General features: G+C 69.0%; 22 protein-coding genes. 9 read left to right on the top strand and 13 right to left on the bottom strand.

Annotation, left to right across the window (positions count from 1 at the left end; all coding sequences use genetic code 11):
• Nucleotides 1-13: 13 nt before the first annotated feature.
• Complete coding sequence (locus ABGB08_RS33095; RefSeq protein ID WP_347598352.1) at nt 14-1,477, bottom strand: helix-turn-helix transcriptional regulator; 1,464 nt, start codon at nt 1,475-1,477, stop codon at nt 14-16.
• A gap of 406 nt (nt 1,478-1,883) precedes the next feature.
• Between ABGB08_RS33095 and ABGB08_RS33090 the strand changes: the two genes are divergently transcribed.
• Together ABGB08_RS33090 and ABGB08_RS33085 are read left to right on the top strand one after the other, a co-directional pair.
• Nucleotides 1,884-4,787 carry a lantibiotic dehydratase gene (locus ABGB08_RS33090; protein ID WP_347598349.1) on the top strand — a complete coding sequence of 968 codons (2,904 nt, stop codon included), beginning with the start codon at nt 1,884-1,886 and terminating at the stop codon, nt 4,785-4,787.
• A gap of 5 nt (nt 4,788-4,792) precedes the next feature.
• The gene (locus ABGB08_RS33085; protein ID WP_347598346.1) at nt 4,793-6,004 is read left to right on the top strand and encodes a lanthionine synthetase LanC family protein; all 1,212 of its coding nucleotides are present in this window, start codon (nt 4,793-4,795) and stop codon (nt 6,002-6,004) included.
• Nucleotides 6,005-6,015: 11 nt separating this feature from the next.
• Here ABGB08_RS33085 and fxlM read toward each other — a convergent pair whose 3' ends face one another.
• The 5 genes from fxlM to mshB form a co-directional block, all read right to left on the bottom strand.
• Nucleotides 6,016-7,227, bottom strand: coding sequence for a methyltransferase, FxLD system (gene fxlM / locus ABGB08_RS33080; protein ID WP_347598343.1), 1,212 nt, complete (start codon nt 7,225-7,227; stop codon nt 6,016-6,018).
• A gap of 41 nt (nt 7,228-7,268) precedes the next feature.
• Complete coding sequence (locus tag ABGB08_RS33075) at nt 7,269-7,688, bottom strand: hypothetical protein (RefSeq protein WP_347598340.1); 420 nt, start codon at nt 7,686-7,688, stop codon at nt 7,269-7,271.
• Nucleotides 7,689-7,771: 83 nt separating this feature from the next.
• Entirely contained in the window at nt 7,772-8,251 is a 480-nt protein-coding gene (locus ABGB08_RS33070) for a flavin reductase family protein (RefSeq protein WP_347598337.1), read from the bottom strand.
• Between the two features lie 5 nt (nt 8,252-8,256).
• Nucleotides 8,257-8,697, bottom strand: coding sequence for a DUF6113 family protein (locus tag ABGB08_RS33065; protein ID WP_347598334.1), 441 nt, complete (start codon nt 8,695-8,697; stop codon nt 8,257-8,259).
• A gap of 96 nt (nt 8,698-8,793) precedes the next feature.
• Nucleotides 8,794-9,660, bottom strand: coding sequence for an N-acetyl-1-D-myo-inositol-2-amino-2-deoxy-alpha-D-glucopyranoside deacetylase (gene mshB / locus ABGB08_RS33060; protein WP_347598331.1), 867 nt, complete (start codon nt 9,658-9,660; stop codon nt 8,794-8,796).
• A gap of 31 nt (nt 9,661-9,691) precedes the next feature.
• Between mshB and ABGB08_RS33055 the strand changes: the two genes are divergently transcribed.
• The gene (locus ABGB08_RS33055; protein WP_347598328.1) at nt 9,692-11,719 is read left to right on the top strand and encodes a prolyl oligopeptidase family serine peptidase; all 2,028 of its coding nucleotides are present in this window, start codon (nt 9,692-9,694) and stop codon (nt 11,717-11,719) included.
• A gap of 3 nt (nt 11,720-11,722) precedes the next feature.
• Here ABGB08_RS33055 and ABGB08_RS33050 read toward each other — a convergent pair whose 3' ends face one another.
• Together ABGB08_RS33050 and ABGB08_RS33045 are read right to left on the bottom strand one after the other, a co-directional pair.
• Nucleotides 11,723-13,384 (bottom strand): FtsX-like permease family protein, encoded by a 1,662-nt coding sequence (locus ABGB08_RS33050; RefSeq protein ID WP_347598325.1) that lies wholly within the window; start codon nt 13,382-13,384, stop codon nt 11,723-11,725.
• Nucleotides 13,381-14,058 carry an ABC transporter ATP-binding protein gene (locus ABGB08_RS33045; RefSeq protein ID WP_347598322.1) on the bottom strand — a complete coding sequence of 226 codons (678 nt, stop codon included), beginning with the start codon at nt 14,056-14,058 and terminating at the stop codon, nt 13,381-13,383. The genes ABGB08_RS33050 and ABGB08_RS33045 overlap by 4 nt, the downstream gene beginning before the upstream one ends.
• 161 nt (nt 14,059-14,219) lie before the next feature.
• Between ABGB08_RS33045 and ABGB08_RS33040 the strand changes: the two genes are divergently transcribed.
• From ABGB08_RS33040 to ABGB08_RS33015, 6 genes are all read left to right on the top strand, one after another.
• Nucleotides 14,220-14,837, top strand: a complete 618-nt coding sequence (locus tag ABGB08_RS33040) for a hypothetical protein (protein WP_347598319.1) — start codon at nt 14,220-14,222, stop codon at nt 14,835-14,837.
• 33 nt (nt 14,838-14,870) lie between these two features.
• On the top strand, nt 14,871-15,038 hold the full coding sequence (locus ABGB08_RS33035; protein WP_347598316.1) for a hypothetical protein: 168 nt from the start codon (nt 14,871-14,873) through the stop codon (nt 15,036-15,038).
• Entirely contained in the window at nt 14,972-15,694 is a 723-nt protein-coding gene (locus ABGB08_RS33030; RefSeq protein ID WP_347598313.1) for an ABC transporter permease, read from the top strand. The genes ABGB08_RS33035 and ABGB08_RS33030 overlap by 67 nt, the downstream gene beginning before the upstream one ends.
• A 161-nt stretch (nt 15,695-15,855) precedes the next feature.
• A complete protein-coding gene (locus ABGB08_RS33025; RefSeq protein WP_347598310.1) occupies nt 15,856-16,221 on the top strand; it encodes a hypothetical protein in 366 nt (121 codons plus the stop codon).
• 70 nt (nt 16,222-16,291) lie between these two features.
• The gene (locus tag ABGB08_RS33020) at nt 16,292-17,431 is read left to right on the top strand and encodes a transposase family protein (protein ID WP_347598307.1); all 1,140 of its coding nucleotides are present in this window, start codon (nt 16,292-16,294) and stop codon (nt 17,429-17,431) included.
• A 447-nt stretch (nt 17,432-17,878) separates the two neighbouring features.
• Complete coding sequence (locus ABGB08_RS33015) at nt 17,879-18,226, top strand: His/Gly/Thr/Pro-type tRNA ligase C-terminal domain-containing protein (RefSeq protein WP_347598304.1); 348 nt, start codon at nt 17,879-17,881, stop codon at nt 18,224-18,226.
• A gap of 203 nt (nt 18,227-18,429) precedes the next feature.
• Here the strand turns inward: ABGB08_RS33015 and ABGB08_RS33010 are convergent, their stop codons facing one another.
• The 5 genes from ABGB08_RS33010 to ABGB08_RS32990 all read right to left on the bottom strand — a co-directional run bounded on the left by ABGB08_RS33010 (nt 18,430) and on the right by ABGB08_RS32990 (nt 25,708).
• Complete coding sequence (locus ABGB08_RS33010) at nt 18,430-20,220, bottom strand: hypothetical protein (protein ID WP_347598301.1); 1,791 nt, start codon at nt 20,218-20,220, stop codon at nt 18,430-18,432.
• A 31-nt stretch (nt 20,221-20,251) separates the two neighbouring features.
• Nucleotides 20,252-21,217, bottom strand: a complete 966-nt coding sequence (locus ABGB08_RS33005; protein ID WP_347598298.1) for a tetratricopeptide repeat protein — start codon at nt 21,215-21,217, stop codon at nt 20,252-20,254.
• Between the two features lie 182 nt (nt 21,218-21,399).
• Nucleotides 21,400-22,782: a cysteine--tRNA ligase gene (gene cysS / locus ABGB08_RS33000; RefSeq protein ID WP_347598295.1), complete on the bottom strand. Its 1,383-nt coding sequence runs from the start codon at nt 22,780-22,782 to the stop codon at nt 21,400-21,402.
• A gap of 9 nt (nt 22,783-22,791) precedes the next feature.
• Nucleotides 22,792-23,820, bottom strand: coding sequence for a lysozyme (locus ABGB08_RS32995; protein WP_347598292.1), 1,029 nt, complete (start codon nt 23,818-23,820; stop codon nt 22,792-22,794).
• Nucleotides 23,821-23,881: 61 nt separating this feature from the next.
• Nucleotides 23,882-25,708, bottom strand: a complete 1,827-nt coding sequence (locus ABGB08_RS32990; protein WP_155359745.1) for a sigma factor-like helix-turn-helix DNA-binding protein — start codon at nt 25,706-25,708, stop codon at nt 23,882-23,884.
• Nucleotides 25,709-25,744: the final 36 nt, after the last annotated feature.

Here is a 25,744-nt window from a genome sequence, read left to right as displayed (position 1 = left end):
ATGATCTCGGCCGTCAGGCGGCGGCGAAGGCGTCCTTGAACTCGCGGACCTTGGGCTGGGCGGGCCAGCGGTTGGTGAGCAGCACGTGCAGGGAGCGCAGTTCGTCGACGACATGCTGCGATCCGGCGCGGCGGGCTTCATCGAGGCCGGCGATGGCAGCGATGGCGGCTGCGTCGGGCGCGTTGATGGCGGCGTAGGCGGTGCCGATGCGCGTGTGGTGCAGGGCGCGGTCGCGGTGGAAGGTGGTGGGGAGAGCCGTGATGCGGGCGTTGAGGATGGTGATGGCTTTTTCGGGCTGCCCGCCGGTGGTGTAACAGGTGGCACGCTGGAGGTCTGCCCAGCCGCTGTCGTAGAAGCGCAAGAAGGCCGGGTAGTCGGGAGAGGTAGGGGCGGCGAGGAGTTCGTCGGCGTCGTCCAGGCGGGCGAGGTCGATGATGCCGGTGGCAGCGTGGGCACGGGCTTGGTAGAGGTGGGCGACGGCGTCCAGCGCGGGCGGGAGAGGCCAGAGTGCGCGGGCTTGCGCGGCCAGGTCGCCGGCGGCGCGGTGGTGGCCTGAGTCGAGGGCGACGGAGGCGTTGCGGAGCATCATGTAGGCGGCCATGTCGGTGTTGCCGCTGCTGATGGCCCAGCTGGTGGCGTGGTCGGCCCAGCGTCGGCAGGCGTCCAGGCGGCCGTGCTCGCGGTACAGCCAGCTGATGTGCTCGGCGAATTCGGCTTTGGCCAGCCGCAGTTCGGTCTGGGCGGAGGGCCGTGCCACGGCGATCTTGGTGTCGATATCGGCGAGCACGTCTTGGAGCGCGTGGATGTGCTGGGCCGGGCTCATCAAGTGGTGGCCGGCCTGATGCGCGGCGAGCGTGGCGCGGAAGGTGGCGGCGGGGCTGCTGTCGGCGGCGGCCGGGGGAATGAGGGAGGCGGGCAGCAGCGCGGCCAGTCCTCCACTGGCTAGGAGGGTGGCGAAGTCACGCCGGTTCAGTTCCAAAATCAGGTTCCCTTCGCCGATGCCGGCGCGAAGCGTTACCACAGGTTCGCTGTCGACGTCTCTATTGTGCGGACCAGCGGGTAGGGCGGCCAGCAGGTCGGTCAGAACGGAATAGGGCACGCTCAGGTGTGGCCGGTGGTGGCGTGATCGAGGGCCGGTTAGGAGGTCGTCGACCAGGCAGCCGTACAGCTTGGCCAGCTGTTGCAGGTCCACCAGGGACGGGGGCCGGGCGGAAGGGGAGCGGGAGGCTCCCGGGCCGGGCCAGTTCTCCCAGTAGGAGACGGTCTTCGCGGTCCGGCAGGTGATGTTGGAAAAGCGGGCGTTCAGTTTGGCGGCGGCTTGTGCCTGAGATAACCCGTGAGCGTGCCGGTAGGCCGCCAGCGGGGTGAGGGCGTACGTCTCGATGAGGGCGGCCGCGATCTGGTCGATCGGGGCGCCCTCACTACGCATCCGGCGCGAGAAGTCCTGGATGGACCCGAAGGACTGGGCCGCGGGCATCTCAGGCTCCTTCCGGCGTGAGGGGCTCAGATCGAACGTAACGGCTGGGGGCGGATTTGGGGTCCCCCAATTTGGGGGTGAACGCTGCGTGCACCTCCAGCATGGGGGATGGCACGCCGGAGTCCGCCCGGTTGTATCGGCGGGGAGCACGCCGCCCCGCGAACAGGATCGTCGGCAACAGCGGGTCGGCTGTGGAAGCCGAGGCAATCAGGGAGGACCAGGAATGGCTGCGAGTGACACCTTCGGTACCACCGATCCGGTCGCTGATCTCTTCGAGCTCGATGTTCGCATCGAGGCCATGGGTCCGGGGTCGGGTGGGGCCAATCGCTCCGCGGACTGCACGAACGACACCTGCACGGCCAGTTGTGTCGGTGCCAACTGCTGAATCGTCAGTTTCGGATTCCCGATGACAAGGAAGACCTTTCTTCCGCAAGAGCCGGTTCTTGTACGCACCCCGCTGTTACCGGACGGCACCGGCGACCTGATCCCCGAGGGAGCCGGTGCCCACCCGGTGGTTGAGGAGGGGATCGGCCTGGCGACTCGTCAGGCCGACGCGATCCTGGCCGAGGCGATCCGCGCGCCGCTTGGCCGGGCCGCGCTGACCGTGCGAGGGTACGAACTGCGTGCGCGGTCACGTCCCACGCCCCAGGGGGTGTTCGCCGGGGTGTCGATCGCCATGATCGCCGCCGGGCCGTGCGAACGTCCATCGTTCGTCATGGGCGACGCCCATCGCGCCTTCAGCCGACCGAGTCCGACCTGGCTGTATTCCTTGGCGGCACAGATTCTCCCAGATGCCGGAGTCTGGGACCGTCTTCGACTGTCCGCCAACGGCCTCGCCGTGTTACGCGGCAGCCGGTGGGAGGTCGAGCGCCCCAGCGAGGAAGGTGAGTCAGGGCCGCGGCGGGTCACGGTGAAAGCGACGGCGCCGACAAAGCTGATCATGGATCTGTGCCGGACGGGCGCCAAGTACGGTGAAGCCCTCGAAGCGGTTCTCGCCAGGTGGCCGACCGTCGCGAGGTCGGTGGTACACGGGACGCTCAGCGAGTTGGTCAGGCACGGGTTCGTGCTGCATGATCTGCTTCCGGCCCAGTTGGCGGCCGATCCTCTTGCTCATGTGCTGGGTAAGCTACCGGATGATCATCGATTTCGTGGTGATCTGACTGAGCTTCGATCTCTGTTGGCCCATGCGGATGAGCTCACGCCGGGCGATCCCAACCGGCGGGACTTGATGGCCGCCGCGAGAAACATCGCTGACAAGATCCACGAATGTGACCGGCCCTGGACGGTCGATGTCGTCGCGGACACCGATCTGCTCGTCCCCGGGGATCTGATGTCGCGCGCGGCGGAAGCGGCTGGGGTGCTATGGCGCGTCAGCCGCACCGTGGACCCGGTCGCCCAGTACCACGACCGGTTCCTGGACCGTTACGGCAAGGGCCGCGTCGTACCGCTCCTGGACGTCGCCGACCCCGTTCTCGGTCTGGGCAGCGACGTCGGGACAGCAGCAGCGCCGGAAACACCGGAGGCCACAGCCGCGCTCATAGATCTACTGATGGGCGCGGCACGGCGAGGCGATGTCGAGGTGCGCTTGCACGATGCTGTGATCGCAGCTATGGCAGCTCCAGCGGATCGCGGTGCTCCGCCGCGCTCAGCGGAGATCTACGTGAGGGTGTTCGCCGATTCCCGGGCAGATCTCGCTGCGGGCCGCTTGCGCCTGGCCGTCGGTCCGTACGGGGTGACTCAGCAGGCGGGATCGTCACTGGGCCGCTTCACTCCGATCCTTCCGGCGTTGGCCTGGCCCAACGGTACCGCCCCGGCGATTGTGGCCGAATTGGTCGTGCAGCCGGTCTCCGCCGCCGCAGGCGGCCTCGCCCCGGAGACCGGGAACGCCCAGGCGCGGATCCCTCTCGGCGTGGCCGCGCGACCAGGTGATCTGACGGTGGATGAGCTCGGCCTGGTGTCCGACGGTAAGCAACTCCTGGTCTGGTCGTCGGCTCGGCGACAGCGGTTCATCCCTGTGCTCTATTCACGCCTGTCACCCCATCTACTGCCCCCACTCGCCCGGCTCCTCCTGGCGCTCGGTCAGCATCCGTCCCGTCCCGTACACGCCTGGGACTGGGGACCACTAGCGCACGCCCCATTCCAGCCTCGCGTCGCCTACGGGACGACTGTGCTCAGCCCCGCCCGATGGCGGCTACCTCAAACGATCATCGCCCCTGGCACCTCCGAAGCCGAATGGGGGCAGGCGCTGACGGAGTGGCGGGCAGGCACAATTCCACCGGTCCCCGATGTCGTCGTCCTCGATGCCGCGGACCAGACACTGCCGTTGGATCTGCGCCGGGATGACGACCGTGCACTGCTTCGCCGGCATGTCGCCCGCGGGGTCACCGCGCTCGCCGAGCAACCGGGTGGCCCGGACGCGGTCCGGGCCGTTGTCCACAGCGGCACCGGAAGGCACGCCTTGGAACTGGTGGTTCCGCTGCTAGCAGCTGACCAAGGGAACGCCCGCGCCAGCCACGTTCCCGCCAGTGCCGCTCGGGCATCCGGTGTCGGCGTGTATCCGCCGGGCAGTTCGTGGCTCTCCTTGACGGTTCGCTCCGCTTCGCACTGGCAGGACGACGTCATCGGAGAACTCGCCGCCGTAATCGACCCCTTCGGGTTCGGGTGGTTCTGGCTGCGATACCACGACAAGGAAGGGCCTCATCTGCGGCTCCGCGTTCGCGGCTCCGCGGCGGAGCTGGGTCGCAGCGTCCTCCCGGCCGTCTCAGGGACGGTCGGCCAGATGGTCACGGAACGGCTCGCGGGGGGCCTCACGATCACTACATACGAGCAGGAAATCGAACGTTACGGAGGTAGTCCGCAGGCGATGACCGCAGCCGAGGACGTCTTCATCGCCGACTCCCGTCTCGTCCTGGCGGGGCTCGTCACAACCACGGACCGGGCGCAGCGGATAGTCAATGCCGCCCTTGTGGCAGCGTCCATGATCAGGCGGGTAGTGGGCGGTAATCCCGCGGCTATGAACGGTCGGCATCTCGACCGGGCCACCCGCCGCACGTTCGACTCGCTCAGGTCCCGAGCCCGTTCCGCTGCGACGGCAACCGATGCCCGGGCGCAGAGGCAACACCTCGATGATGCCCTCGCCGTGTATGCGAGCAGATTGGCGCCGTCCCGACGGGTGGCTTGCGTCTCATCGCTGATCCACATGCACGTCAACCGTATGCTTGGGAGTGATCCGCGCACGGAGGCGACCGTCAGGGCGCTCGCTGCGGATCTACTGCACCTGGGCGGCCCGGCCTCGTTCCTGGCGGAGTGACCGGCATGCACCCCAGTGCCCACCGAGCCCTTGAGATCGCGGAGAGCCTCCTCAACCCCGAGTCGGTCGTCATGGCCGACTCTCATCTGCCTGCGGCGTCCCTCCAGGGGCTGGCGGGATCGGCGCTGCTGCACGCCCGGCTGTCCGCCGTTGATCCGCTCTTCGAGTCCGCCGCGCATGCGCACTGGGACGCCGACGCGCAACGCGCGCGGGGCCACCTCGCCACCCATCCCGGGATACACGGAGCACCGGGCGGTCTGGCGACCTCGATCATTTTGGGCGAGGCCTACCTCATCGACCCGAGCAGGCGTCGTCACGCCGTGCGGCGCGCGGTTCGCTGGTTGTCCGACCACGCTGCCGGCGTTGCTGCGTCTCTGCGCGAAAGCACAGCGGCGGGCCGCTCACCTGGCTGGGCACAGTACGACGCGATCAGCGGGCTCGCCGGAACCGGACGGGTGCTTCTCGCCGCTCTCGTCAACGGGCACCAGGAAGCTGGACCTGGACTGACCGACGCGCTGACCGCGCTCTCCGACATGATCAACAATGGCGGGCGCGGCTCCCAGCCTGGCTGGTGGATGGACGCGCGAATCCATCCCAACGGCTCGGTCGTACCGGCGTCTGGTGTCGCCGAGACCGGTATGGCGCACGGCATCGCCGGTCCCCTTTCCTTCCTGTCCACGGCAGCCCTTAGCGGGCATACCGTCCTGGGGCAGGACAAAGCGATCCAGAAGGGGGCTGAATGGCTGATCCGATGGCAGGACGCCGCAACCTGCTCCTGGCCGCCATACGTCACCGGCGCGGAGTTGGTGGCCAATCGTTCGCAACCCCGCGTGGGCCGCAGGGATGCGTGGTGCTACGGCGTGGTTGGCGTCACCCGGGCTCTCGCGCAGGCGGGCGATGCGCTTGGCTCGACGGCCGTACGAGCGGTGGCCGAGAAGGCCGTGGCAACGTTCACCCGTCGGCCTGACACATGGGACGTCATCGGACCGGCCATCTGCCACGGCTACGCGGGCGTCCTGCAGTTTCTGACCGCCTGCCCAGGGACATCCCCGGAGGTGCGAACGGTCACCGCAGCCCAGGTGAGCCGTGCGGCACCGGAGGGCCCTGGATACCTGTACGGTGCCGCGGGTATCGCCCTGGCCCTCGCCGATCACGCCGGCTTGCCGCCCGAGTTACCGGACCGGGTGCGTTGGGACACCGCGCTGCTGCTCAGCTGAACCGGGCCGCTTCATCCCGCGATGACGAAGACCCGGTCGCGGGTTTTGTCGGCGGTCAGCAAAGCCCCCGGGAAAGCGGCGGCTTCGTGTGGCCGTACCTCGATGTGTACGGCGGTGCCCGCCTGTTGCGCCCGGCCCCACGCCTGCACCTGCGCGGCGGCGCGCTCGGCGAGCCACAACCGGTCCGGTCCGTAGGCACACACTCCGATTTCGCACATCTCCTGTCCTTCGCCAGCCTCCGCGGGGCGGCGGATCAGGTAAGCGAAGGACGTCGAGGTGTATACGCCCATGCTGCCCCACGGGTAGATGGGCTCGACCAGGCCAGCCGTCACCGCTTTCGCCTCGACCAGAACCCTGCACACCGACGTGCCTGGAGCGCCCGCCAGCCACAGGTCGAGATGGTCGAACGGCTTGAGCGGGACCACGGTCGTCGACCAGTTCACCTCTGGCGGCTGTCGGAGCGCTTCGGCGAGCGAATCCGGGTCGACGCTCTGCCCGTCATCGATTCGCAGCCATACCCCCGAGCCAGGGCCGAGGTTGAGGTTTTGTTCGGCTACCCCGTAGTTGCCGCGGATAGGCATGAAGCCCAGCTCCGCGATCGACTCGCTCATCCAGCCGTCATCGTCGGCGCGGAACGCCACCGTGCGGGTGACTCCGCGCATCCGCAACGGGACCACGAGCCTGCCGCCGCCGGCCAACTGTTCTCGCCACGCGGGCGGGATGTCCCATGCTCCGGCGGTGACGATGATCCTGGCGTAGGGGGCGTTCGCGGCGTACCCAGCGACGCCGTCGCCGCAGACGACCTCGATCCTGTTGTATCCGGCGGTGTTCAGGTGGTCGCGTGCCTCGCGAGTGACTTCCGCGTCGATGTCGACGGTGGTGACATGTCCGGTAGGTCCGACCAGTTCGGCGAGGCAGGCGGCGTTGTAGCCGGTTCCCGCCCCGACCTCCAGCACCCGCATGCCTGGTTCCAGGCCGAGCTGCTCGAGCATCATCGCGATGCCGCCCGGTCCCGTGGCTGAGCTGATCGGTACTCCGGACGCGTCTCGGTGCGTGATCACGGACTCCGGGCCGTAAGCGTCTTCTAGCGGCACATCGGGAACGAACATGTGGCGCGGCACCGTGCGGAGCGCCTGCTCCACAGCGCGGCTGGTCACCCCGCCCCAGCTCAGGAGCCGGTCCACCATCGCATCACGTAGGCCCTCAGCCCTTGAGCTCACCACCGCACCAGCATAAGGATGAGCACCCCGTGGACGGGCAATCCTTAATGTGGAGATATCCGTCTCCAGCGTGGGGGATGGCGGCGGTAGCCTCCGTCTTCCAGGTTGGCCATGCGCTCGAAGACGTTCCAGGAGGCGATGTCGCCGCAGATGGCGACCGAGATGACCAGTGAGAGCGGGTAGAGGATCAGCATTGGGAGGCCGATGCAGGCTGCGTACTGGGAGGCGTGGCGGGATTCGTGGGCTAGGAGTCTGCCCTGGAGGAAACCGTCTGGGTATTTGGTGAGGACCACGTTTCCGACGGTGAACGCGTTGGCGATGGGGAACGGGATGCGGTAGCCGTGGGCGTATACCAGGCCGAACTCGCCTTTTCGGGTGTGGGCACCGCCGATCCTGGCGATGAGGAGGCCGGCCGGTGTGGACAGGTTTATCCAGTTGATGATGCGGCGGATCCGGTACCACATAGCAAGCAGGGTCTCACAAGGGGAGGTGAGATTCCGGCTAGGCAGGGCTCACCAGCGGAGGCGAGGTTTCGGCAGGCAGGGGCCTATAAGCGGCGGTAGCGGCCCTCGTGGTAGAGGAGGGGCTCGCCGTCGCGGGGGGTGCCGACGTGTTCGACTGTGCCGACGATGATGGTGTGGTCGCCGCCGTCGTGGGTGCCGGTGGTGCGGCATTCGAGGGTGGCGATGGCGGTGTCCAGGAGGGGGACGCCGAGGAAGCCGCGGTGGTGGGGGTGGTTGGCGAGTTGGTCTTGGAGGGGGCGGCCGCGGTGGGCGAAGATGCGGGAGGTTTCCTCGGCGTCTTCGGGGAGTACCGAGACGCCCCAGACGCCGGATTTCAGCACTGAATCATGGAATCTGGCGATCTTTTCGGCGCAGAAGAGCGCGAGAAGGGGATCCAAGGAGACGGATGTGAAGGAGTTGACCGTCATCGCGTGATCCACGCCTTGGTCCACGGTGGTGACGATCGCGATGCCGCTGGCATAACGACCGACGACCTTCCGGTAAAGATCCCTGTCTACTTGCACAAAGGTCACTTTATTCGGACATTTTGCCGCAGCAACCAGGAGCCCCCCGTCGAAGGGATCAACAGGATCGCGACCAGCACGGCCACCGAGCCACCATAAAGGTAGACATATCCCGCTACGTTCGCCGCGATGGTCAGATCGCCTTCCGGACGCCTCCCGGCGAACACGAACACCATGGCCATCCAGCCCACCGCCGGAATCACCGCCGCCATCCGGGTCCGCATCAACCGACCCATGCCGTACGGCACCGCAAACAAGATCACCAGCCACCCGATCGCGGCGGCGGGCACCCCCAGCACCTCCCAGGAATGCGAGAACCCGCCCAGCACCCCGAGCACCACCCCGAGCACGGCCAGCGTCCCATACGCGGCCCCGGAGATCGCCGCCCCGAAGCCGGCCTGAATCTCGGACCCCTCGGTGACCTCGGGCGCGGCCGTACCCATCATGCGGCCGAGATTATCAACGAGAAACCCGTCCCATAGACAACCGCATCGCCGCCGACCAGGCGACGCATCGTGGCGGCCGTCCAGATCACGACTTTCTCATTGATGGCCGATCCCCGCGAACAGGCAGACCTCACGGTCATAGGGCTCGCCGATGCCACCCGCCTCGACCGGCGCGCCCACCCCGGCGGGACCGCGCACGCCACTCCACAGGATGTAGTGCTCAACCCCGTACGCCTCCTGCCCGATGTTGTTGGACAGCGCGAACCAGGGCTCATGCACCGAAACCTGGGTGGCATGCGCCCGCAACGCCGCGAACTTGGCCGCCAGATAGGGCCGGGCGTCGATCTCGGTGGTGATCTCGTCGTCGGCGACTCCGAGAACGGACTCCGCCGCCTGGAAGGCCACCTCGGACATGTCCTCAGTGGCCCGCTTCATCACGGATTTGGCCACGGCCGTGTGATAGAACTTCGCGACTTCCAAAGGCGTGTCCTGAACCATCTGGAAAGCACGCCAGGCGACCCGATTGGCCTTGATGTGATCAGGGTGCCCGTAGAAGCCGATCCTGTCGTACGTGACGATCACCTGAGGCCGTACCTCCTTGATGACCTCCACCAGCGCGGCCGCGGCCTCATCCACGTCGGCCCGCCAGAAGCAGCGCGGGTCCTTGTTACTGGCCACGCCCATCATGCCGGAGTCCCGCCAGCGGCCGGCCCCGCCCAGGAACCGATGATCGGTCACGCCCAGGGCCGCGCAGGCGGCGTCCAGCTCCCCGATCCGGTAGGGCCCCAGCTCGGCGCCCAGGTCTGCCAGCTCGGGCGGGATGATCTCGCCCTCCTCGCCCAGCGTGCAGGTCACGAGCGTGACCTGCGCGCCTTCCGCCGCGTATTTGGCCATCGTCGCGCCGGTGCCGATGGTCTCGTCGTCGGGATGCGCGTGCACCAGCAGCAATCGCCGATCAATCATGCCCCGAGCCTAACTGGCACTATGAAGAGCTATGAGTGAGAGCTTCCCGCGACTGCATGCCCGTACCCGGCGGTTCACCCTCGGGGTGCCGCGCAACTTCACGATCGCCCCCGACCGGGTGCTCTTCCTGCGCAGCAACTCCGGTGTGGACGCGGTCACCTGCCTGTGGGAACTCGACCTGGCCTCCGGCACGGAGCGCCTGCTGGTGGACCCGCTGACCCTCGGCGCCGCCGAGGAGAACCTGCCCGCCGAAGAGCGCGCCCGCCGCGAGCGCGCCCGCGAGTCGGCGGGCGGCGTGGTCGCCTACGCGACCGACGCCACCGCCCGCCGGATCGTGTTCGCCCTGTCCGGCAACCTGTTCCTGTGGGAGTCAGGGGCGGTACGGGCCCTGGCCACCCCTGGTTCGGTCATCGATCCCCGGCTGTCCCCGGACGGGGAGCGGGTGGCGTACGTGACCGGCGGCGCGCTCCGGGTCCATCACGTGGAATCCGGCGAGGACGTCGAGGTGGCCGAGGAGGAGGGTGTCACCTACGGCCTGGCCGAGTTCGTCGCGGCCGAGGAACTGATGCGCCTGCGCGGCTACTGGTGGTCGCCTGACAACGACGCGCTGCTGGTGGCCCGGGTGGACGAGGCTCCTGTCCAGCGCTGGCACATCGCCGACCCCGCCGACCCCGACCGCGAACCGAACGTCGTCGCCTATCCGGCGGCGGGCACCCCGAACGCGGACGTACGGCTGTATGTGTACAACCTGGGCGGCTCCAGAGTCGAAGTGCCCTTCGAGCAGGAATACCTGGTCACAGCCCTCTGGGACGCGCACGGCATGGCCCTGGTGACGCTCTCCCGGGACCAGCGCAGCGTGCGGCTGCTCAAGATCGATCCGGCCACCGGCGTGAGCACGCTGGTCCGCGAGGACACCGATCCGGCCTGGGTGGATGCCATCCCCGGCGTGCCGGGCCACCTGCCCGACGGCAGCCTGGTCTGGGTGGCCGACTCCGACGGCGGCCGCCGCCTGATCATCGGCGACCGCCCGGTGACGCCGCCCTCGCTGCAGGTCCGCGAGGTCCTCGATATCGACGGCGACACCGTGCTGTTCCGCGCCAGCGGAGAACCCACCGAGATCATGCTCTGGACATACGCCCACGGAACGCTCACCCCGGTCGTCACCGAGGCGGGCGCCTACTCCGGCCGCCGGCAAGGCGGGGTCACCGTCGTGGCCGGTCAGACGCTCACCTCGGAAGGCACCTCGGTCCGGGCGATCCGCGCCGACGGCGCGGTCCTGCCGATCCGCTCGGCGGCCGAACGCCCCGGCCTCGACCTGCGGATCTCCCTGGTCAGGGCGGGTTCGCGCGGCCTGTCCACAGCGGTCCTGCTGCCCTCCTGGCACGTGGAGGGCGCGGCGAAGCTCCCGGTCCTGATGGACCCCTACGGCGGCCCGCACGCCCAGCGGGTCATCGCCGCCAGCCGCCCCTACCTGGAGTCCCAGTGGTGGGCCGAGCAGGGCTTCGCCGTCATCGTCACCGACGGCCGCGGCACCCCCGGCCGCTCTCCCGCCTGGGAGCGCGAGGTCCTGCACGACTTCACCATCACCCTGGACGACCAGGTGGACGCCCTCCAGTCGATGCCCCACCCCGACCTGGACCTGACCAGGGTGGCCATCCGCGGCTGGTCCTTCGGCGGCTGGCTGGCCGCGCTCGCGGTGATCCGCCGCCCCGACGTCTTCCACGCCGCCATCGCGGGCGCCCCGGTCACCGACTGGCGCCTGTACGACACCGCCTACACCGAGCGCTACCTGGGCGACCCGGCCGAAGGCCACTACGAGCGCTCGTCCCTCCTGGCCGACGCGGAGAAGCTCCAGCGCCCGCTGCTGATCATCCACGGCCTGGCCGACGACAACGTGGTGGCCGCGCACACGCTCCGGCTCTCCTCCGCGCTGCTGGCGGCCGGACGCCCGCACAGCGTGCTCCCGCTGTCCGGGGTCACCCACATGACCCCGCAGGAAGTCGTCGCCGAGAACCTGCTCCACCTGCAGCTGGACTTCCTGAAGAAAGCCCTGGACTGAGCTTTACTCCGCGCGGAGCGCCGTGGAGACGCGGGTGCGGGCAGAGCAGCTCGCCGGTATCAGGGCGCCGAGGAGGGCGAGCAGGATGCCGGTGCCCGCGAGGGCCGCCAGTTGTGCCGGTGCGTAGACCTCCAGGAGGCTGACCGGGATGCGGGTACCGGCAGCTTGAGCCATCAAGGGGATGATGGCGTGGTGGAACCTGTACCCGAGGGGGGTCGCGAGGAAGCCGGCGAGGAGGCCGATGCCGGCCATCGAGGTGATGACCATCGTCTGGATCTGGCGTGGGGTCATGCCGATCGATTTGAGCACGCCGATCGAATGGAGCCGCTCACGGGTGTTGAGGACCACGGTGTTGAAGACGCCCAGGATCGCCACGGCCGACAGCAGGATGGTCAGAGTCGTGATCAGGCTGTGCATGAGGATGATCGCGGTGTCCTGGTCTCGCCGCCGTTCCGCGATCGCTCGATGCGGAGCGAGCGCGTCGTTGAGTGATCGCAGGTAAGGGCCGGGGGCGGTGGCCTGGCTCAGGGCGATGTCGAAGCGGTCCGGTGTGGTCTGCGTGGACAGCTGGGACAGCGTGGCGAGGTCGCCGATGAGGGCCAGGCCGTCGTGGGTGTTGTCGAAGGTCTCGCCGACGACGCGGACCTGGCGGGCGCCCAGTTCACCGGTGACGGTGAGCGTGTCGCCGACCGCGCGTCCGGTGACGTCCAGGAGGCGGGAACCGGCGACCACCTCGCCGGGCCCGGCGGACCCGAGGACCTGCCCGGCATAGACCGCGACAACCTGTCCGGGGGTGTATCCGAGGGCCTTGAGTACCCCGATCGAACGGTAGCCCGCGACCACCGCGCCGCTGACCACATTGGCCACGATGAGCACCGACACCACCAGCCCGAGCGCGGCGAAGGCGACCACGAAGGGAAGCACCGTCCTGGTCGTCCTGTCCACGGCCATCTTGCCGGTCAGGTAGGTGGACACGCCGATCACGGCGTCGCCGGGCAGGGCGGCCGTCGCGGCGGCGAGGCTCCCGTGCACGGCCGCCTCGTCACCGGCCGCCGCGAACCGATACAACATCCGCCTGCTCGTCATGGCGCCAGGGGCGTGGAGCACCCCGTCCTCGGTCGGCCAGACCCAGGCGTCGGCGGTGTCGGTGATCGAGTCGGCGATGCCCACGACCCGCAGCTTGGGGGATCCGGGGATCCCGGGGGTGACGGAGCCGTACTCCATCCCGCGTGGCCCGCCGGCCAGGTCGCGGGCGAGCACGATCTGACCAGGGCCGGTGAGCCAGCTACCGGCGTCAAGGACGATCCGGTCCACGGGTCCGCCCTGGTCTGAGCGGCCGACCACCCGTGCCGTACCCAGCTTGATCTCCCCGGCCGCGAGCTCGACGGCGACCGCGTCGAAGGGTCCCGCGACGGCGGTGACTCCCGGCCGGTGGGCCGTGGCCGCCAGCTCTGCCGCGCTCGCCCGGCCAGGATCGAAGACGGCCGACACGTGCGCTCCCGCCTGGCGGGTGAACGCGCGGTCGAAGGGCGCGTCGGACGCCACCAGCAGCCCGGCCGCGAGCACCACGGTCGCCGACGACAGCGACACCACGACCCCGACCACCAGGCTCGCCAGCCGCCGGCGGGTGATCACGGCCCGCGTCATCGTCGCCCAGGCCCTCATGATCCTGCTCCGGCGACACGCCCGTCGGACAGTTCGATGACCCTGGTGGCGCATCTTTCCGCCAACGCCCGATCATGGGTGACCAGGAGCAGGGTCTGGCCGCTCCGGCCGAGATCGCGCAGCATCTCGGTGACCTGCGCGCCGGTACGGGCGTCGACCGCGCCGGTGGGCTCGTCGGCCAGCAGCAGGTCCGGCCGGTTGACCAGCGCCCGGGCGATGGCCACCCACTGGCGTTCCCCGCCGGAAAGCCGGGCCGGGTACGCGGCGGCCCGCTCGGCGATGCCCAGCGCCTCCAGCAACTCGGCGGCGCGGGCTCGAGCCGACCGGGTCGGGGTCCCGGCGAGCTGGGCGGGTAACAGCACGTTGTCCCGTACGGTCAGCTCGTCGAGCAGGTGAAAGAACTGGAAGACGATGCCGATGCGGGCGCGGCGGAACATCGCCAGCCGCCGTTCCGAGAGGTCGCCGAGGTTCACCCCGGCGACCTCAACCGTGCCCGCCGTCGGCCGGTCCAGCCCCGCGATCAGGTTGAGCAGGGTCGACTTCCCGCTGCCCGACGGCCCCATGACCGCCACCGCCTCACCCGCGCCGACCTCGATGCTGACTCCGTCGAGCGCGGGCGGGCTCGCCGGCTCGTAGGTCTTGCTCGCGGCCGCCAGCCGTACCAGTCCGGCCATGATTTCGCCCCTTTCGTAGGCCGACGACGCTAGATCCGCCGCTCGCGGGCGGGCGTCGGCCGCAGGTCTGATCTCGCGGCGGACGTGACCACGGAGTCATCCTCGAGATGTAGGCGGTGAGGTTGACGCCACGCCACCAGGCGACGCCCCAGAATGAAGGCATGCACGGGCACCTGCGCCGCCGACTGGAGGCCGTCCGGCCGCCGTGGCCGGACCTGGCCGTGGCGCTGCTGCTCAGTGCCCTGACCCTCTGGCTCACCCTGCGCCACGGCCAGGACGCGACGGCTGCCACGCCCTACCTCGGCGAGCCCTCCGGACCCAGGTCCCGGCCGCCGGTCCAGCAGCCGGGCGGGTCCGGTCAGGACCCGGTCGGCGTCGCGGCGTGGAGCCTGCTGGTCACTCTGCCGCTGGCGTGGCGGCGCAGGTCGCCGCTGATCGTCTTCACGGTGCAGTTCCTGGCCAGCCTGGCGGTGGCGGGGGCCGGCACCTGGGCCACCTTCCTCGCGTTGCTGATCGGCGCGTACTCGCTGGCCGCCGGGGGACGGCGACCGCTGGTGTCCATCGGCGTCCTGCTGGCCGCCGCCACCGTTGCCGCGCTCAGCTTCTCCGAGGTCACCCCGCCGATACCCGGCTGGGCCGGCGCGTTCGCGATCCTCACGCCGATCGCCCTGTTCGGCACCACGATCAGGGCCACCCGGGCGCGCGCCACCGCCGCCGCCGAACGCGCCGAGGCGTTGCGGTACGGCCAGGAGGCGGCCACCCGGGCCGCCGTGGCCTAGGAACAGGCGAGGATCGCCCGGGAGCTGCACGACGTGGTGAGCCACCATGTGAGCGTGATGGTGATCCAGGCACCGGCGCGAAGCTGCGCAGCGGCACCTGGCTCAACGCCGCCACCGCCACCTACCCGGCGACCGTGCTGGGCCCCACCGCGGCTGAACGCCTCGGCATCGGCCACCCGACGCCGGACACCCGGGTGCTGATCGGTGGCCGCTGGTTCACGGTCATCGGCATCTTGGAGAAGACGCCGCTGGCCGCCGAGCTGGACTCCGCGGCGCTGATCGGCTGGCCGGCGGCCAAGACGCAGCTGGGCTTCGACGGGCACCCGACGACCATCTTCACCCGTAGCGAGGACAGCGCCGTGGAATCGGTCCAGGGGGTGCTGGGCGCCACCGCCAACCCCGAATCCCCCAGTGAGGTCAAGGTCTCCCGCCCCTCCGACGCGCTGGCCGCCAAGCAGGCGGCCGGCAAGGCGTTCACCGGCCTGCTGCTGGGCCTGGGTGCGGTGGCGCTGCTGGTCGGCGGGGTGGGGGTGGCCAACACCATGGTCATCTCGGTGCTGGAGCGCCGCTCGGAGATCGGCCTGCGCCGCTCCCTGGGCGCCACCCGCGGCCAGATCCGCTCCCAGTTCCTGGCCGAGTCGCTGCTGCTGTCCGCCCTGGGCGGCGTGGCCGGCGCGCTGCTGGGCGCGGGTGTCACCGCGGGCTACGCCCTCTACCAGGGCTGGCCCACGGTCGTACCGCCCTGGGCGATGCTCGGCAGCATCGCCGCCACCATCGCCATCGGTGCCCTGGCCGGCCTCTACCCGGCCATCCGCGCCTCCCGCCTCTCTCCCACCGAGGCGCTGGCGACGCCGTAGGCCCGCCGACGGGTGGGGGTGCGGCGACAAGGCCAGCCCCCACCCGGCTCAGCCGCACCCTCTCGTACCCCTGGAAGCAGACCATGCCAGGCCCCTCCTTGCCTCTCACCGACCAGCCCACCCACCACCCGATACCACCCACGCCAACGCAGGAACCGCCGGTGCCCGGCCGTACGACCGCCGGTGGGCGCCATGGCCACCAGCGGTCGCGACAGCCGCGGCGACGAATCCAGAGCGCGATCACCGGCATCCGGCACCCACTCGCAGCCTGTCTGCTGACTTTCCTCTTCGTCCCGCACCGCCGGGACGCGGCCGCCGGGCCCGCTGAGCTGCCCGCCTCCTACCAGCTGCTCCTGGAGGTCGTCACCGCGGCGGGCGGGCCGGTGCGGTGTGCGGAGGTGAGCGTCGCGGCCGGGCTGGGCGAGGACAAGTCGACGGTCGAAGGGGTGCGGACCAAGCTGAACCGCCTGGTCGAGCGGGGCTGGCTGCGGGCCGGGAAGAACGGATCCTTCGCGCTGATGCCGTAACCGGCGCGAGGCGCGAGCGGCTGCCCGCCGGGGACCGAGACACGACGGCCTCGGCGGGCTTTTCGGAGTTGTGAAGACCAAAACGCCCGCCGAGGACTCCCCGATTGTCTACCAGTGCGCGCTGCCTGTTTCCCGGAAAACCACCCGAATGGTCGCGGACCTGCGCGGCCACCTGAAGAAGATTCGCTCCCCGTGGCGGAAACTCCCGCCCGGCAGGATCGCGGTCGTGGTGCTGGCGTTCCTGCGGCACGACCACCGCCTCGCCGACCTGGCCGGCGGCAACGACGTGTCGGCCTCCACCATCCGCCGGTGGGTCCTGGAGGTCATCGCCCTCCTCGCCCAGCGGGCACCCCGCCTGGACCGCGCACTCAAGAAGATCACGGCAGCCGGAGGGGACGTCGTGCTGCTGGACGGCACCCTGGTCCGCACCCGCCGCCGCACCGGCAAAGACAACCGGAAGAACTACTCAGGGAAACACAAATCGCACGGGCTGCTGTTCCTCGCCGTCACCGACGACCACGGCAACCTCGTATGGATCTCCGCGGCCCGGCCCGGGAAGTCCGGCGAGATCACCACCGCCCGCCACAACAACATCTGCGCCCGTCTGCGCGACGCGGGCCTCGGCGCCCTGGCCGACCGCGCCTTCATCGGCCTGGACGACGGCGACGGCGACGACCCGGTCATCATCACCGGGTTCAAAGCCGCCCGGAACAAGCCCCTCACCACCGCCCAGAAGCAGGTCAACCAGCTCATCAGCGCCGAACGCGCCGCCAACGAACATGGCTTCGCCGACCTCAAGAACTGGCGGATCTCACCAAGCTCCGCATGGACACCGCCCACGGCACTCAGCTCCTGCGCGCCCTGCAGGTCCTCGTCAACCACGAGATCACCCGCTGAACACCCCCCGCCGGTCACGGCCCGTGACCGCCAGATTGACATAGCGTCCGAACCCGACTACCCCGACACCCCGGCGGGAACCCCACCCGGGCAGCAGAAACACGCCACCGCAGCCCTCCCGGACCGCATTATCCGACCGGACCGCAGCCACCAGCGCCCGACTTATCCCGCAACACCCGAACCGAAAACCCCGCCCCCACCACGACCCACTACCCGCCGTGACCGGCACCACCCCCGGCAGACGATCAAGACGGCAGACAACCCACCCCGACCAGCACGAGCACCGCCAACCCCACCCATACCAGGCCCCTGACCAGCACCTTCAGGATAGAAACTTCTCAATGCAGGGGTTGTTGTGGGGCACACGACCGTGAGGTGCGCAACGGCAATAGGGGTGGACCGGTAGCATCACACCGGTAGTGAACGGCTGAACCTTTAGGCGGCGGTATCGCGAATGGACGCCTAAATGTAGCGGGTTGGGCTGGTTCAGGTCGTTTCGTTCCGTTAAGGCTCAGGCAGAGGAGTCTGTTATGGCGGTGCAGCAGTTTGAGCCTCCCTCTGGCACGCGGGATTTCCTGGCGAGAGATCTGAGGGTGCGGGATCACGTGTTCTCGGTGATCCGTGAGGTATTCGAGCGGTATGGGTTCGAGCCGTTGCAGACTCCGGCGTTTGAGCGGTTGGAGACGCTCACGGGGAAATACGGCGACGAGGGCGACAAACTTATCTTCAAGAGGTTCCCGCCTGCGGTGGTTCGCTGGGCGTGGAGCGAATTATCGGGCTGCTCCATTCCCATGGGGAGAAAGGCTCGCGAATCGATGTCGCGGTCACGATTATGGATGAGGATTCATCCCCGGACGTCATGGATTTCGCGGGCAGGCTCCGGAATGCGGGCTTGCGGACTGAGGTCTATCTCGGGTCAAGCCGGAAGCTGGCCAAGCAGTTGAAGTGGGCGGCCGAAAGGCGGGCAAGCTTCGCGCTTATCTATGGCCAGCAGGAAAGGGGCGGGGGCCTGGTAACGGTGCGGGACATGGATTCCGGCGAACAGAATCATGTCTCCATCGATGAGCTTGCGTCGCATCTCAAGGAAAGGTGCGCCGCGTCGCGATAACAATCTAGGAGGGTCACGGTACCATCAGTGTGCAAGGCGACCGGATTTTCGCGGCGCTAAAGGAAAAGGGATTCCCTGACCCGTGGGCGACCTTCGGTGGGTGCATGTGCTGGGAGGCCGCTTACTCCGTCCAGCTCAACAGCAGCCATGCAACACTAGCCGATCAAACGGACTCCGGGTCTCGGCCCTGAGTCCGTCTGCGGTCACAGGTCGGCGGGCGGCAACGCACCGGCATCTGAACCACTTACGACAGGATTGCCTTCCGCTCCCTGCGCGCCGTCGAAATGGGTCGCGGTCGCTCCGAAGCCAGATCCTGAGGAAACGTAGGTGGGGTCGTTCGGGGAAAGCCGACCGTCTGCGGAGTAGTAGGGACCGCCCGGCGCACTGTAACCGCCGCCACCCGATGCATCGCCATGCTGATGAGAATCAGTCCCTGGATGCTTGGCATCATCACCGCCGGCCCCGAAACCAGACCCCGGCAGAGCAGAAACCGGATCATTTGGCGAATGCCTGCCATCAGCCGAATAGTAAGGACCGCCCGGAGCGCTGTAGCCACCGCCATCACCATGGGGGTGGCCGACCAGGTGCCCTGAGTAAGGGTCGGCAGCCCCGAAGCCACTACCGGCTGGCGTGTACGATTCCGCCGCCAGAGGTCCCGCGTTCGGGGATGCGGCGGTGTCCGTTGTTCCCGTGTCCGGGGATGCGGCGGCGTCCATTGTTCCCGCGTCCGGGGACGTGGTTACGGCGTCCGTTGATCTGACATCAGGAGGCATGGCGGCGGCATCCACTGCCCCTGCATCCGAAGGTGCGGCGGCGGCATCCGAAGGCCCTATGTCCGAGGGCGTGGCGATCGCATTCACCGACCCTGCATTCGAAGGCGTGGCGACCCCATCCGTTGTTCCGGCATCTGGAGATGTGGTTTCGGCTATCGGTGTGCCCGAGGTGGGGAGAGAGGGCGTTCCTGCGGGTGCGCCTGCGTCATTGTGGGAGTGATCGGGATCTGGTGTGGGTGTCTGGGCGGCGGTGGCGTCGTGTTGGGCCTCCCACTGGGCTTGGGCGGTGTCGTTGAGGGGGACGGCGACCACGACGTACTGCTGGCCGAAGCCGTTCTCCTCGACGAGGAGGGAGTCGGAGTCGGGTGCGGCGGCGGTGAACCGTACTTCGGAATGGTCGTGGTAGAAGCTGTGCAACCGGGAGTCGGAACCCGGAACTTCGCCAAGCCAAACGGTGACATATCCCCATAAGGGGCCAGTTGCGCTGGTGCTTTCCCGCCACCGCAGCTCGTCCGAGAACTGGCGCTCGTGGGAGCGCAACGCATCCTGAATGGCCTGGTGGCGGCTGGCGGCGTCCACCGAGGAGTCGGAACCGATGAGATCGGTCAGGAGAACAAGATCCACGGCACTTGCGATCGCACCGAGTGCGCCGGACCCGGCGGCGCCGGAAACCCTTCCCGCGAAGGAGATCTCGATGTCGGCGGGCACCAGGCCCACACGCTGCATCAGTCTTACGTCGACGGGGCTGCCCTTGGGCATGGTGGGGATGCCCGGCTGGTACAGGTGCACGCCCAGTCTGCTCTCCAGTTCCGCCGCCCGCTGCGGGCTGGAGAACTCGAAGCTCCAGAATCTGGCATCGCCCCGGGTGAGGGTCTCCGCCAGATGCGAGGCGTCCTTCTCCTGGACCAGCCGATGCACCACGCCACCGGCCCGGTTCAGGCTCAGTACGTCGGCCTGGACCCTGGCCAGCACCTCGGCCGGGGGCACCACCCGGTTCACGCCGATGTCCAGGGACCGCATGACATACTGCGCGGCGACCGCGTGCCTGCCGAAGACCTCGGGATTCACCACCTCGATGAACCCCCGCCAGGTCATCTCCACCTGGGCGCCCTGACGTTGCAGGTCCCTGATCTCGTCCACGACGCGCAGGTTTCCGCGCATGATGTCCAGCAGGACATTCGCGTCGAGCAGGACCACCGGTCCCCCAGGTGGGTCACCCATGCGAGCGTTCCTCCCTTCGCAGGGACCGGGATCAGGTCCACGGCCCCCTGATCGGCATACGCTCCGGCGGCACCCGGGACTCCAGGTAGCGGCTGATCTCCTTCACCTGTTCCGGCGTGCCGATCCCGGACAGTTCGATGTACTCGGCGGAGGACGCTCCGGCCTCGTTGTAGCGAACGCCCAGCGACGCGGTGTGGGTGAGGTAGCTTCCCAGGGTCCGGAGGTAGGTGGGCGACTCGGCGATCTGGTAGTACCAGATGAACTGCACTTGGCGGCGGACGAGGCCCGACCTCACCTCCATGCCGTACTCGTAGAAGTCGGTGCCGTTCGTGGCCGATCTGATGAGCGCCTCGAACGGTAGCGTGACCACCGGGATGAGGGCGAGCACGGTGAACATCCTCGTTTTCATCACGAAAGTGACCGCGACCGCGAGAACCGCGCCCAGAAAGAGCCGCTTGACTATCTGCGACAGCATGTGGCGCGCCTGGAAGCGAACCCTCCTGATGATTTTGCCGCGCTCGGCGACGCGCATCCCCTCGACCCATGTGCGCAGGGGCGGCGGTCCCGGCGTGAACGCGGACCCGGTCAGCGGACTGACCTCGCCCGGCCGCTGGGTGCCGCCGAGTTCGGTTTCGCAGGCGCGAAGCCGCTGCTGAGCGTCGCGGAAGTCGGTGACCGCGAGCACCTGCCGGTAGGCGGTCGCGGCCCCCTCGTAGTCGGCGTCGGCCTGGAGCAGGCGTCCCAGCCGGTACGCGGCCTCGTAGTGCCGGGGTTCGGCGTCCAGCACACGCCGGAACTGCGGCTGGGCCTCGGCCGCACGCCCGAGGTCGGTCAGGCAGATGCCCATCGCGTAGCGCGCCGCGATATCGTCGGGACTCCCCCGCAGAACGCCCTCCAGGACGACCAGGGCTTCATCGGGGCGTCCCCGCCGATGGAGATCACTGGCCTGCTCGAACGGCGACGGGACACCTCCGTCCTCCGTCGACTGCTCACTCATCCGTCTCCCGTTCCACGGCAGGCCCGACAATGGATCTGGCGGTATAACTGGCTTTCGCGCCGCGTGCCCACCTCGTTACAGATCGAGGGCTCATGTACGGGGACGTCGGCGCCCCGATCTACACGAAGCGGACTCTGCCGCGACGAGCAGGGTGCGCGCGGCGCGAGAACCCCGGGTCCGGCCTACCGGGTCCAGGTTTGGCCTTCGGGGGTGTCGGCTACCTTGACGCCCAGTTCGGCGAGGGCGTCGCGGAGGCGGTCGGATTCTGGCCAATCGTGCGCGTCACGGGCGCGGGAGCGTTGGGCCATCAACTCGGCCGCGCCTGGGGGGAGCACGGGGATGCGGCCGATTGCGGAGGAGAGGTCGAGGCCGAGGAGGTGGTCGAAGTGGAGGAAGGTCTCGAACTTCGAGCCGGGAGGGATGGCGGGGTCGCGTTCGAGGTCGCGGAGGAGGCGGAGGGCGAGAGGCGTATCGAGGTCGTCGTTGAAGGCTGACTGGATTGCGGTGGAGGAGTCGGTTGCGATGGGTTTGCTGGGGGACTCGGCCCATTCGGCGACTTTTGAGCGCCAGCGGTTCAGGGTGCGGTCGGCGGCGATGAGGGTGTCCCAGGTGAGGTTCATCTGCTGGCGGTAGCGGTGTTCCATGAGGGCCAGGCGGACGGCGAGGGGGTCCAGGCCAGCGTCGATCACGTCGCTGAGGAGGACTACGTTTCCGGTGGATTTGGCCATCTTGCGGCCGTCGAAAAGGAGGTGTTCGCCGTGCGCCCAGTGCCGTACGACCTCGTGGCCGACCGCGGAGTCGGTTTGGGCGCGCTCGTCCTCGTGGTGGGGGAAACGTAGGTCGATGCCGCCGGTGTGCACGTCCACGTGCTCGCCCAGGAACGCCAGCGACATGGCGGAGCACTCGATGTGCCAGCCGGGGAAGCCACGGCCCCAGGGGGTGTCCCAGGTCAGCTCGCGGTGGGCGGGCTTCCAGAGGGCCCAGTCGGCGTGGAACCGCTTGCGGGGGTCCACGCCGCCGACCCAGTGGCCGGGGCGCAACGCGTCGAGGCGGTTTCCGGAAATCTCGCCGTACGACGCGAAGGATTCGGCGGAGAAGAACACCGAGCCGTCGGGGCCCTTGTAGGCGTGGCCCTTCTCGATGAGTTTGATGATCAGTTCGATCATCAGGTCGATGGTCTCGGTGGCGCGTGGCGTGTGCTCGGGCACGCGCAAGTTGAGGGCCCCCGTGTCCCGCCGGAACGCGTCCTCGTAGAACCGGGCGATCTCCAGCGCCGACCGCCCCTCGGCCCGCGCCTGGGCGAGAACCTTGTCCTCGCCCAGGGGATCGATCTCCGCGTCGTCGGCCAGATGACCCACATCGGTGATGTTCTGGCACACCATCGCCCGCACCCCCTGCCGCTCCACCACCCGCCGGATCAGATCCGCGAACAGGTACGAGCGCAGGTTGCCCAGATGGGCATAGCGGTAGACGGTCGGCCCGCAGGTATACATGCGCAACGCTCGCGCCCCCACCGGCAGGATCGGCTCAACCTGCCGGTGACGTGTGTCATAGAGGCGCAGCATGCCCCGAGCCTACCCAGACGCCCGCAAGGTCAGCTTCAACGAGCCCACCTTCAGGTTGATCCCGACGGGCCCGGTCGCCTTCGGCTTGGTCGCCAGCGTGAGCTTGACCGATTTGCCCGGCGCGATGGAGGTCAGCGTGCACCGCAGCACGGTCGAGGTGATCTTGCACGCCCGGGGCGCCTTCACCAGCTTGTTCCCCCCGAACGTCTTCCCGTACACAGACAGCTTGCTGACCGTCCGCGGCCCGGTGTTGCTGATCGTCACCGTGTACGCGTTCCGCCGCACCACCAGCCCCGTCGCCCAGTAGGTCGCGGGCGGGAACGCCAGCCGCTGCAACTGCGCCTTGCTCCCGTTGAACCGATCCTCGCCCCCCGCGTGGTTGCCCTTCTCGGCCGACTGCCAGAACGTGTGCCTCTTCCAGGACGCGGGCAGCGGCCCCGCCGACGTGCCCCAGCGGGCCACCCAGAGCGGATTCTTGCTGAAGCCCTTCGCGTCGCCGGTGCAACTGCGCCACCACGCCGTGGTCGTGTAGATCACCACATCCCGGTGCGTCCTGGCCCGATACCGCTTGGCGAAGTCGCTGATCCACTTCACCATCTCGTCCTGGCCTAACCCGTAGCAGTGGTTCAGCCCGTTCCGGTTGTTGTACGGATTGTCCTCAACATCCAGCACCCCCGGCAGCGTCTTGCTGTCGGCGATCCAGCGCCCCCCGTTGCGTACGAAGAAATCGGCCTGCGCGGCCCCGCTGGACTCGTGCGGCTGCGCGAAGTGATAGGCCCCCCGGAAGATGCCCGCCTCCTTCGCCCCGCCGAACTGATCGGCGAACCGCGGATTGCGATAGTCCAAACCCTCGGTCGCGTGCACGTACGCGAACCCGGCCCCGCCATCGGCCACCGAACCCCAGTCGACGTCCCCGGTCCAGTTGCTGACATCGACGCCGAGGACCTTGGTCGCCGCCTGCGCCGGAGCGGCCGTCGCCACTCCCAGCACGCCAGCGAGCATCACCGCCGACCCGGCCCAAATCGCCGGAAATTTCACGCTAAATCCTTCCCCGAACGGACAATTGCCCCAAGATCCTGGCAGATCCCGACAAAGGCCGTTACAGGAACGTGAGAATGTCCCGGTCGCCGCGCTCGCGCAGCCGGGCCAGCACCTCATCCCGCGCGGCTCCGTCGGGCAGCCCGATCCGGGCCCCGATCAGCCGCAACCCCTCCGCCTCCGAAGCCACCGGAGCCGTGTACCCGATCAGGTGCAGGGCGCGATTGAGCGTCGGCAGCCCGGGCGGGCTGGCGGGCAGGAACCGGGTCAGCAACTCGCCGCCGTCCGACACGGTCAGGAAGACATGATCGCCCTCCGCCGCGTTGTACTCCGCGAGCACCGGCCGGATCGACCCCATGGTCGGCTGGTTGTGCCAGCTGATCACGACCTCGCCCGACGCCGTGGACGCCGTCAGCTGCCCGCCGGGCGCCATGCCCAGATGGGCCGCGAACCCGGTCGGCAGCGGCGAACCCGAACCCCGCAGATGCTCGGCGTTCACGTCCACCCGATGCCACCAGCGCCCGTCCCGGCTGCGGAAGCAGCGCCGCGTCATCGAGACGTCCCGGCGCGGCTGGTACTCGCCCTGCTCCGCCCCGGCCACCCGGATCCACCCCCGCTGGGTGCGCTCGAACCCCGGCCCGCCCGCGTACGCGCGCACCGAGCTCTCGCTCACCTCATACCGCGAGGTCAGGCTGGTCACGATGGTGTTCACCGACGCCTCACCCCCGGCCCGTTGGATCTCCCTGGCGATCATCTCGCGGATGCCCAGATATTCCTCGCCGCCCCACCGGGTGAGTCCGTACTTGTTGCGATCCAGCCGCAGGAACCGTTCATCGGCGGTCAGCTGGTTACGGATGCCGACCAGGCTGTAATCTTCGCCGATCCTGGTCTGGATCTCCTCCGGCGACAGCGGCATCCCGGCCACCGCCAGCACCGCCTCGGCCTTGTCGTTCACGCTGCGCGGCCACGGCACCACGTGCCCTTCCAGCACCCGCAGGTGCGGCACCGCCGCCAGCCACCGCTCGGCCACGTCCTCGCGCACGCCCAGCTGGGAGACCATCACGATCGCCTCGGCCAGCGGCACCGGCCCGTCGGTGAACAGGCCCCGGGTCTTCTCCCGCAGCTCGTCCGCGCCGCCCGCGATCAGCCAGCCGTCCACCTGCTCGTAGCCGGTCAGCAGGGTGCGCACGAACCGCCAGGCCGGGATCCCCAGGGTGGCCAGCTCGGTGCGGTGCCACGGCACGGCGGCGGTCAGATCGTCGGCCGGCACGGCCGAGCCGAGCCGGGTGCGCAGCCAGCTCAGGTGCGCGCTCAGCGGCGCCGCGTCCTGGCTGGACAGCCAGGCGTCCACGTGGTCGCGCAGGTCCCGCTCGATCTGCCTGATCCGCTCCCGGGTGACGGAGAAACGCTGGGCCAGCTCGTCCAGGGTGGCGCGCTGCTCGGCGTACAGCCGGTCCCTGGCGATGGCGCGCTGGCGGTCGTCGAGCCGGGCGAAGACCTCGTCCACCAGCTCGGGCAGCGGCCGCTCCGGCACCGCGGGCGGGGCCGCGACCCGGTCACCCGGCTCGGTCTCCAGCAGCTTGTCCAGCACGCCGGAGAAAAGCTGGAGCACACTCTCCCTGGTCCCCGGCAGCTGCTGGCTCTCCACCGGATTGGTGAACCTCAGCAACGGCATGATGTCGCCCAGCACCAGATGACCCCAGCACGCTGTGGTCAGATCGGCCAGCCGCGACGCCACCCGCTCCGTGCCCACCGCCGCGCACGCGCGGTCCAGCGGAAGCGCCTGCCACCACGCGTCGGGGAGGCCGGGGTCGCTGGCGATCGGCTCGACCTGGCTGGGCGCGGTCCAGCGCAGGGAGGGCACGATGTCGCTCAGGCTTAGATTCATGCAGGTCCAACCGGCAAGGGGAGTATCTCCGCAGTT

Origin of the sequence: Acrocarpospora sp. B8E8 (assembly GCF_039871605.1) — a bacterium.
Lineage (GTDB): Bacteria > Actinomycetota > Actinomycetes > Streptosporangiales > Streptosporangiaceae > Acrocarpospora > Acrocarpospora macrocephala.
This window is presented reverse-complemented; position numbering and strand designations above follow the sequence as displayed.

Coding starts and splice junctions, on each gene's coding strand:
- ABGB08_RS33095 (WP_347598352.1), bottom strand. CDS start 1,477: ATGCCCGCGGCCCAGTCCTTCGGGTCCATCCAGGACTTCTCGCGCCGG.
- ABGB08_RS33090 (WP_347598349.1), top strand. CDS start 1,884: ATGACAAGGAAGACCTTTCTTCCGCAAGAGCCGGTTCTTGTACGCACC.
- ABGB08_RS33085 (WP_347598346.1), top strand. CDS start 4,793: ATGCACCCCAGTGCCCACCGAGCCCTTGAGATCGCGGAGAGCCTCCTC.
- ABGB08_RS33075 (WP_347598340.1), bottom strand. CDS start 7,688: ATGTGGTACCGGATCCGCCGCATCATCAACTGGATAAACCTGTCCACA.
- ABGB08_RS33065 (WP_347598334.1), bottom strand. CDS start 8,697: ATGATGGGTACGGCCGCGCCCGAGGTCACCGAGGGGTCCGAGATTCAG.
- mshB (WP_347598331.1), bottom strand. CDS start 9,660: ATGATTGATCGGCGATTGCTGCTGGTGCACGCGCATCCCGACGACGAG.
- ABGB08_RS33055 (WP_347598328.1), top strand. CDS start 9,692: ATGAGTGAGAGCTTCCCGCGACTGCATGCCCGTACCCGGCGGTTCACC.
- ABGB08_RS33050 (WP_347598325.1), bottom strand. CDS start 13,384: ATGAGGGCCTGGGCGACGATGACGCGGGCCGTGATCACCCGCCGGCGG.
- ABGB08_RS33045 (WP_347598322.1), bottom strand. CDS start 14,058: ATGGCCGGACTGGTACGGCTGGCGGCCGCGAGCAAGACCTACGAGCCG.
- ABGB08_RS33040 (WP_347598319.1), top strand. CDS start 14,220: ATGCACGGGCACCTGCGCCGCCGACTGGAGGCCGTCCGGCCGCCGTGG.
- ABGB08_RS33010 (WP_347598301.1), bottom strand. CDS start 20,220: ATGGGTGACCCACCTGGGGGACCGGTGGTCCTGCTCGACGCGAATGTC.
- ABGB08_RS33005 (WP_347598298.1), bottom strand. CDS start 21,217: ATGAGTGAGCAGTCGACGGAGGACGGAGGTGTCCCGTCGCCGTTCGAG.
- cysS (WP_347598295.1), bottom strand. CDS start 22,782: ATGCTGCGCCTCTATGACACACGTCACCGGCAGGTTGAGCCGATCCTG.
- ABGB08_RS32990 (WP_155359745.1), bottom strand. CDS start 25,708: ATGAATCTAAGCCTGAGCGACATCGTGCCCTCCCTGCGCTGGACCGCG.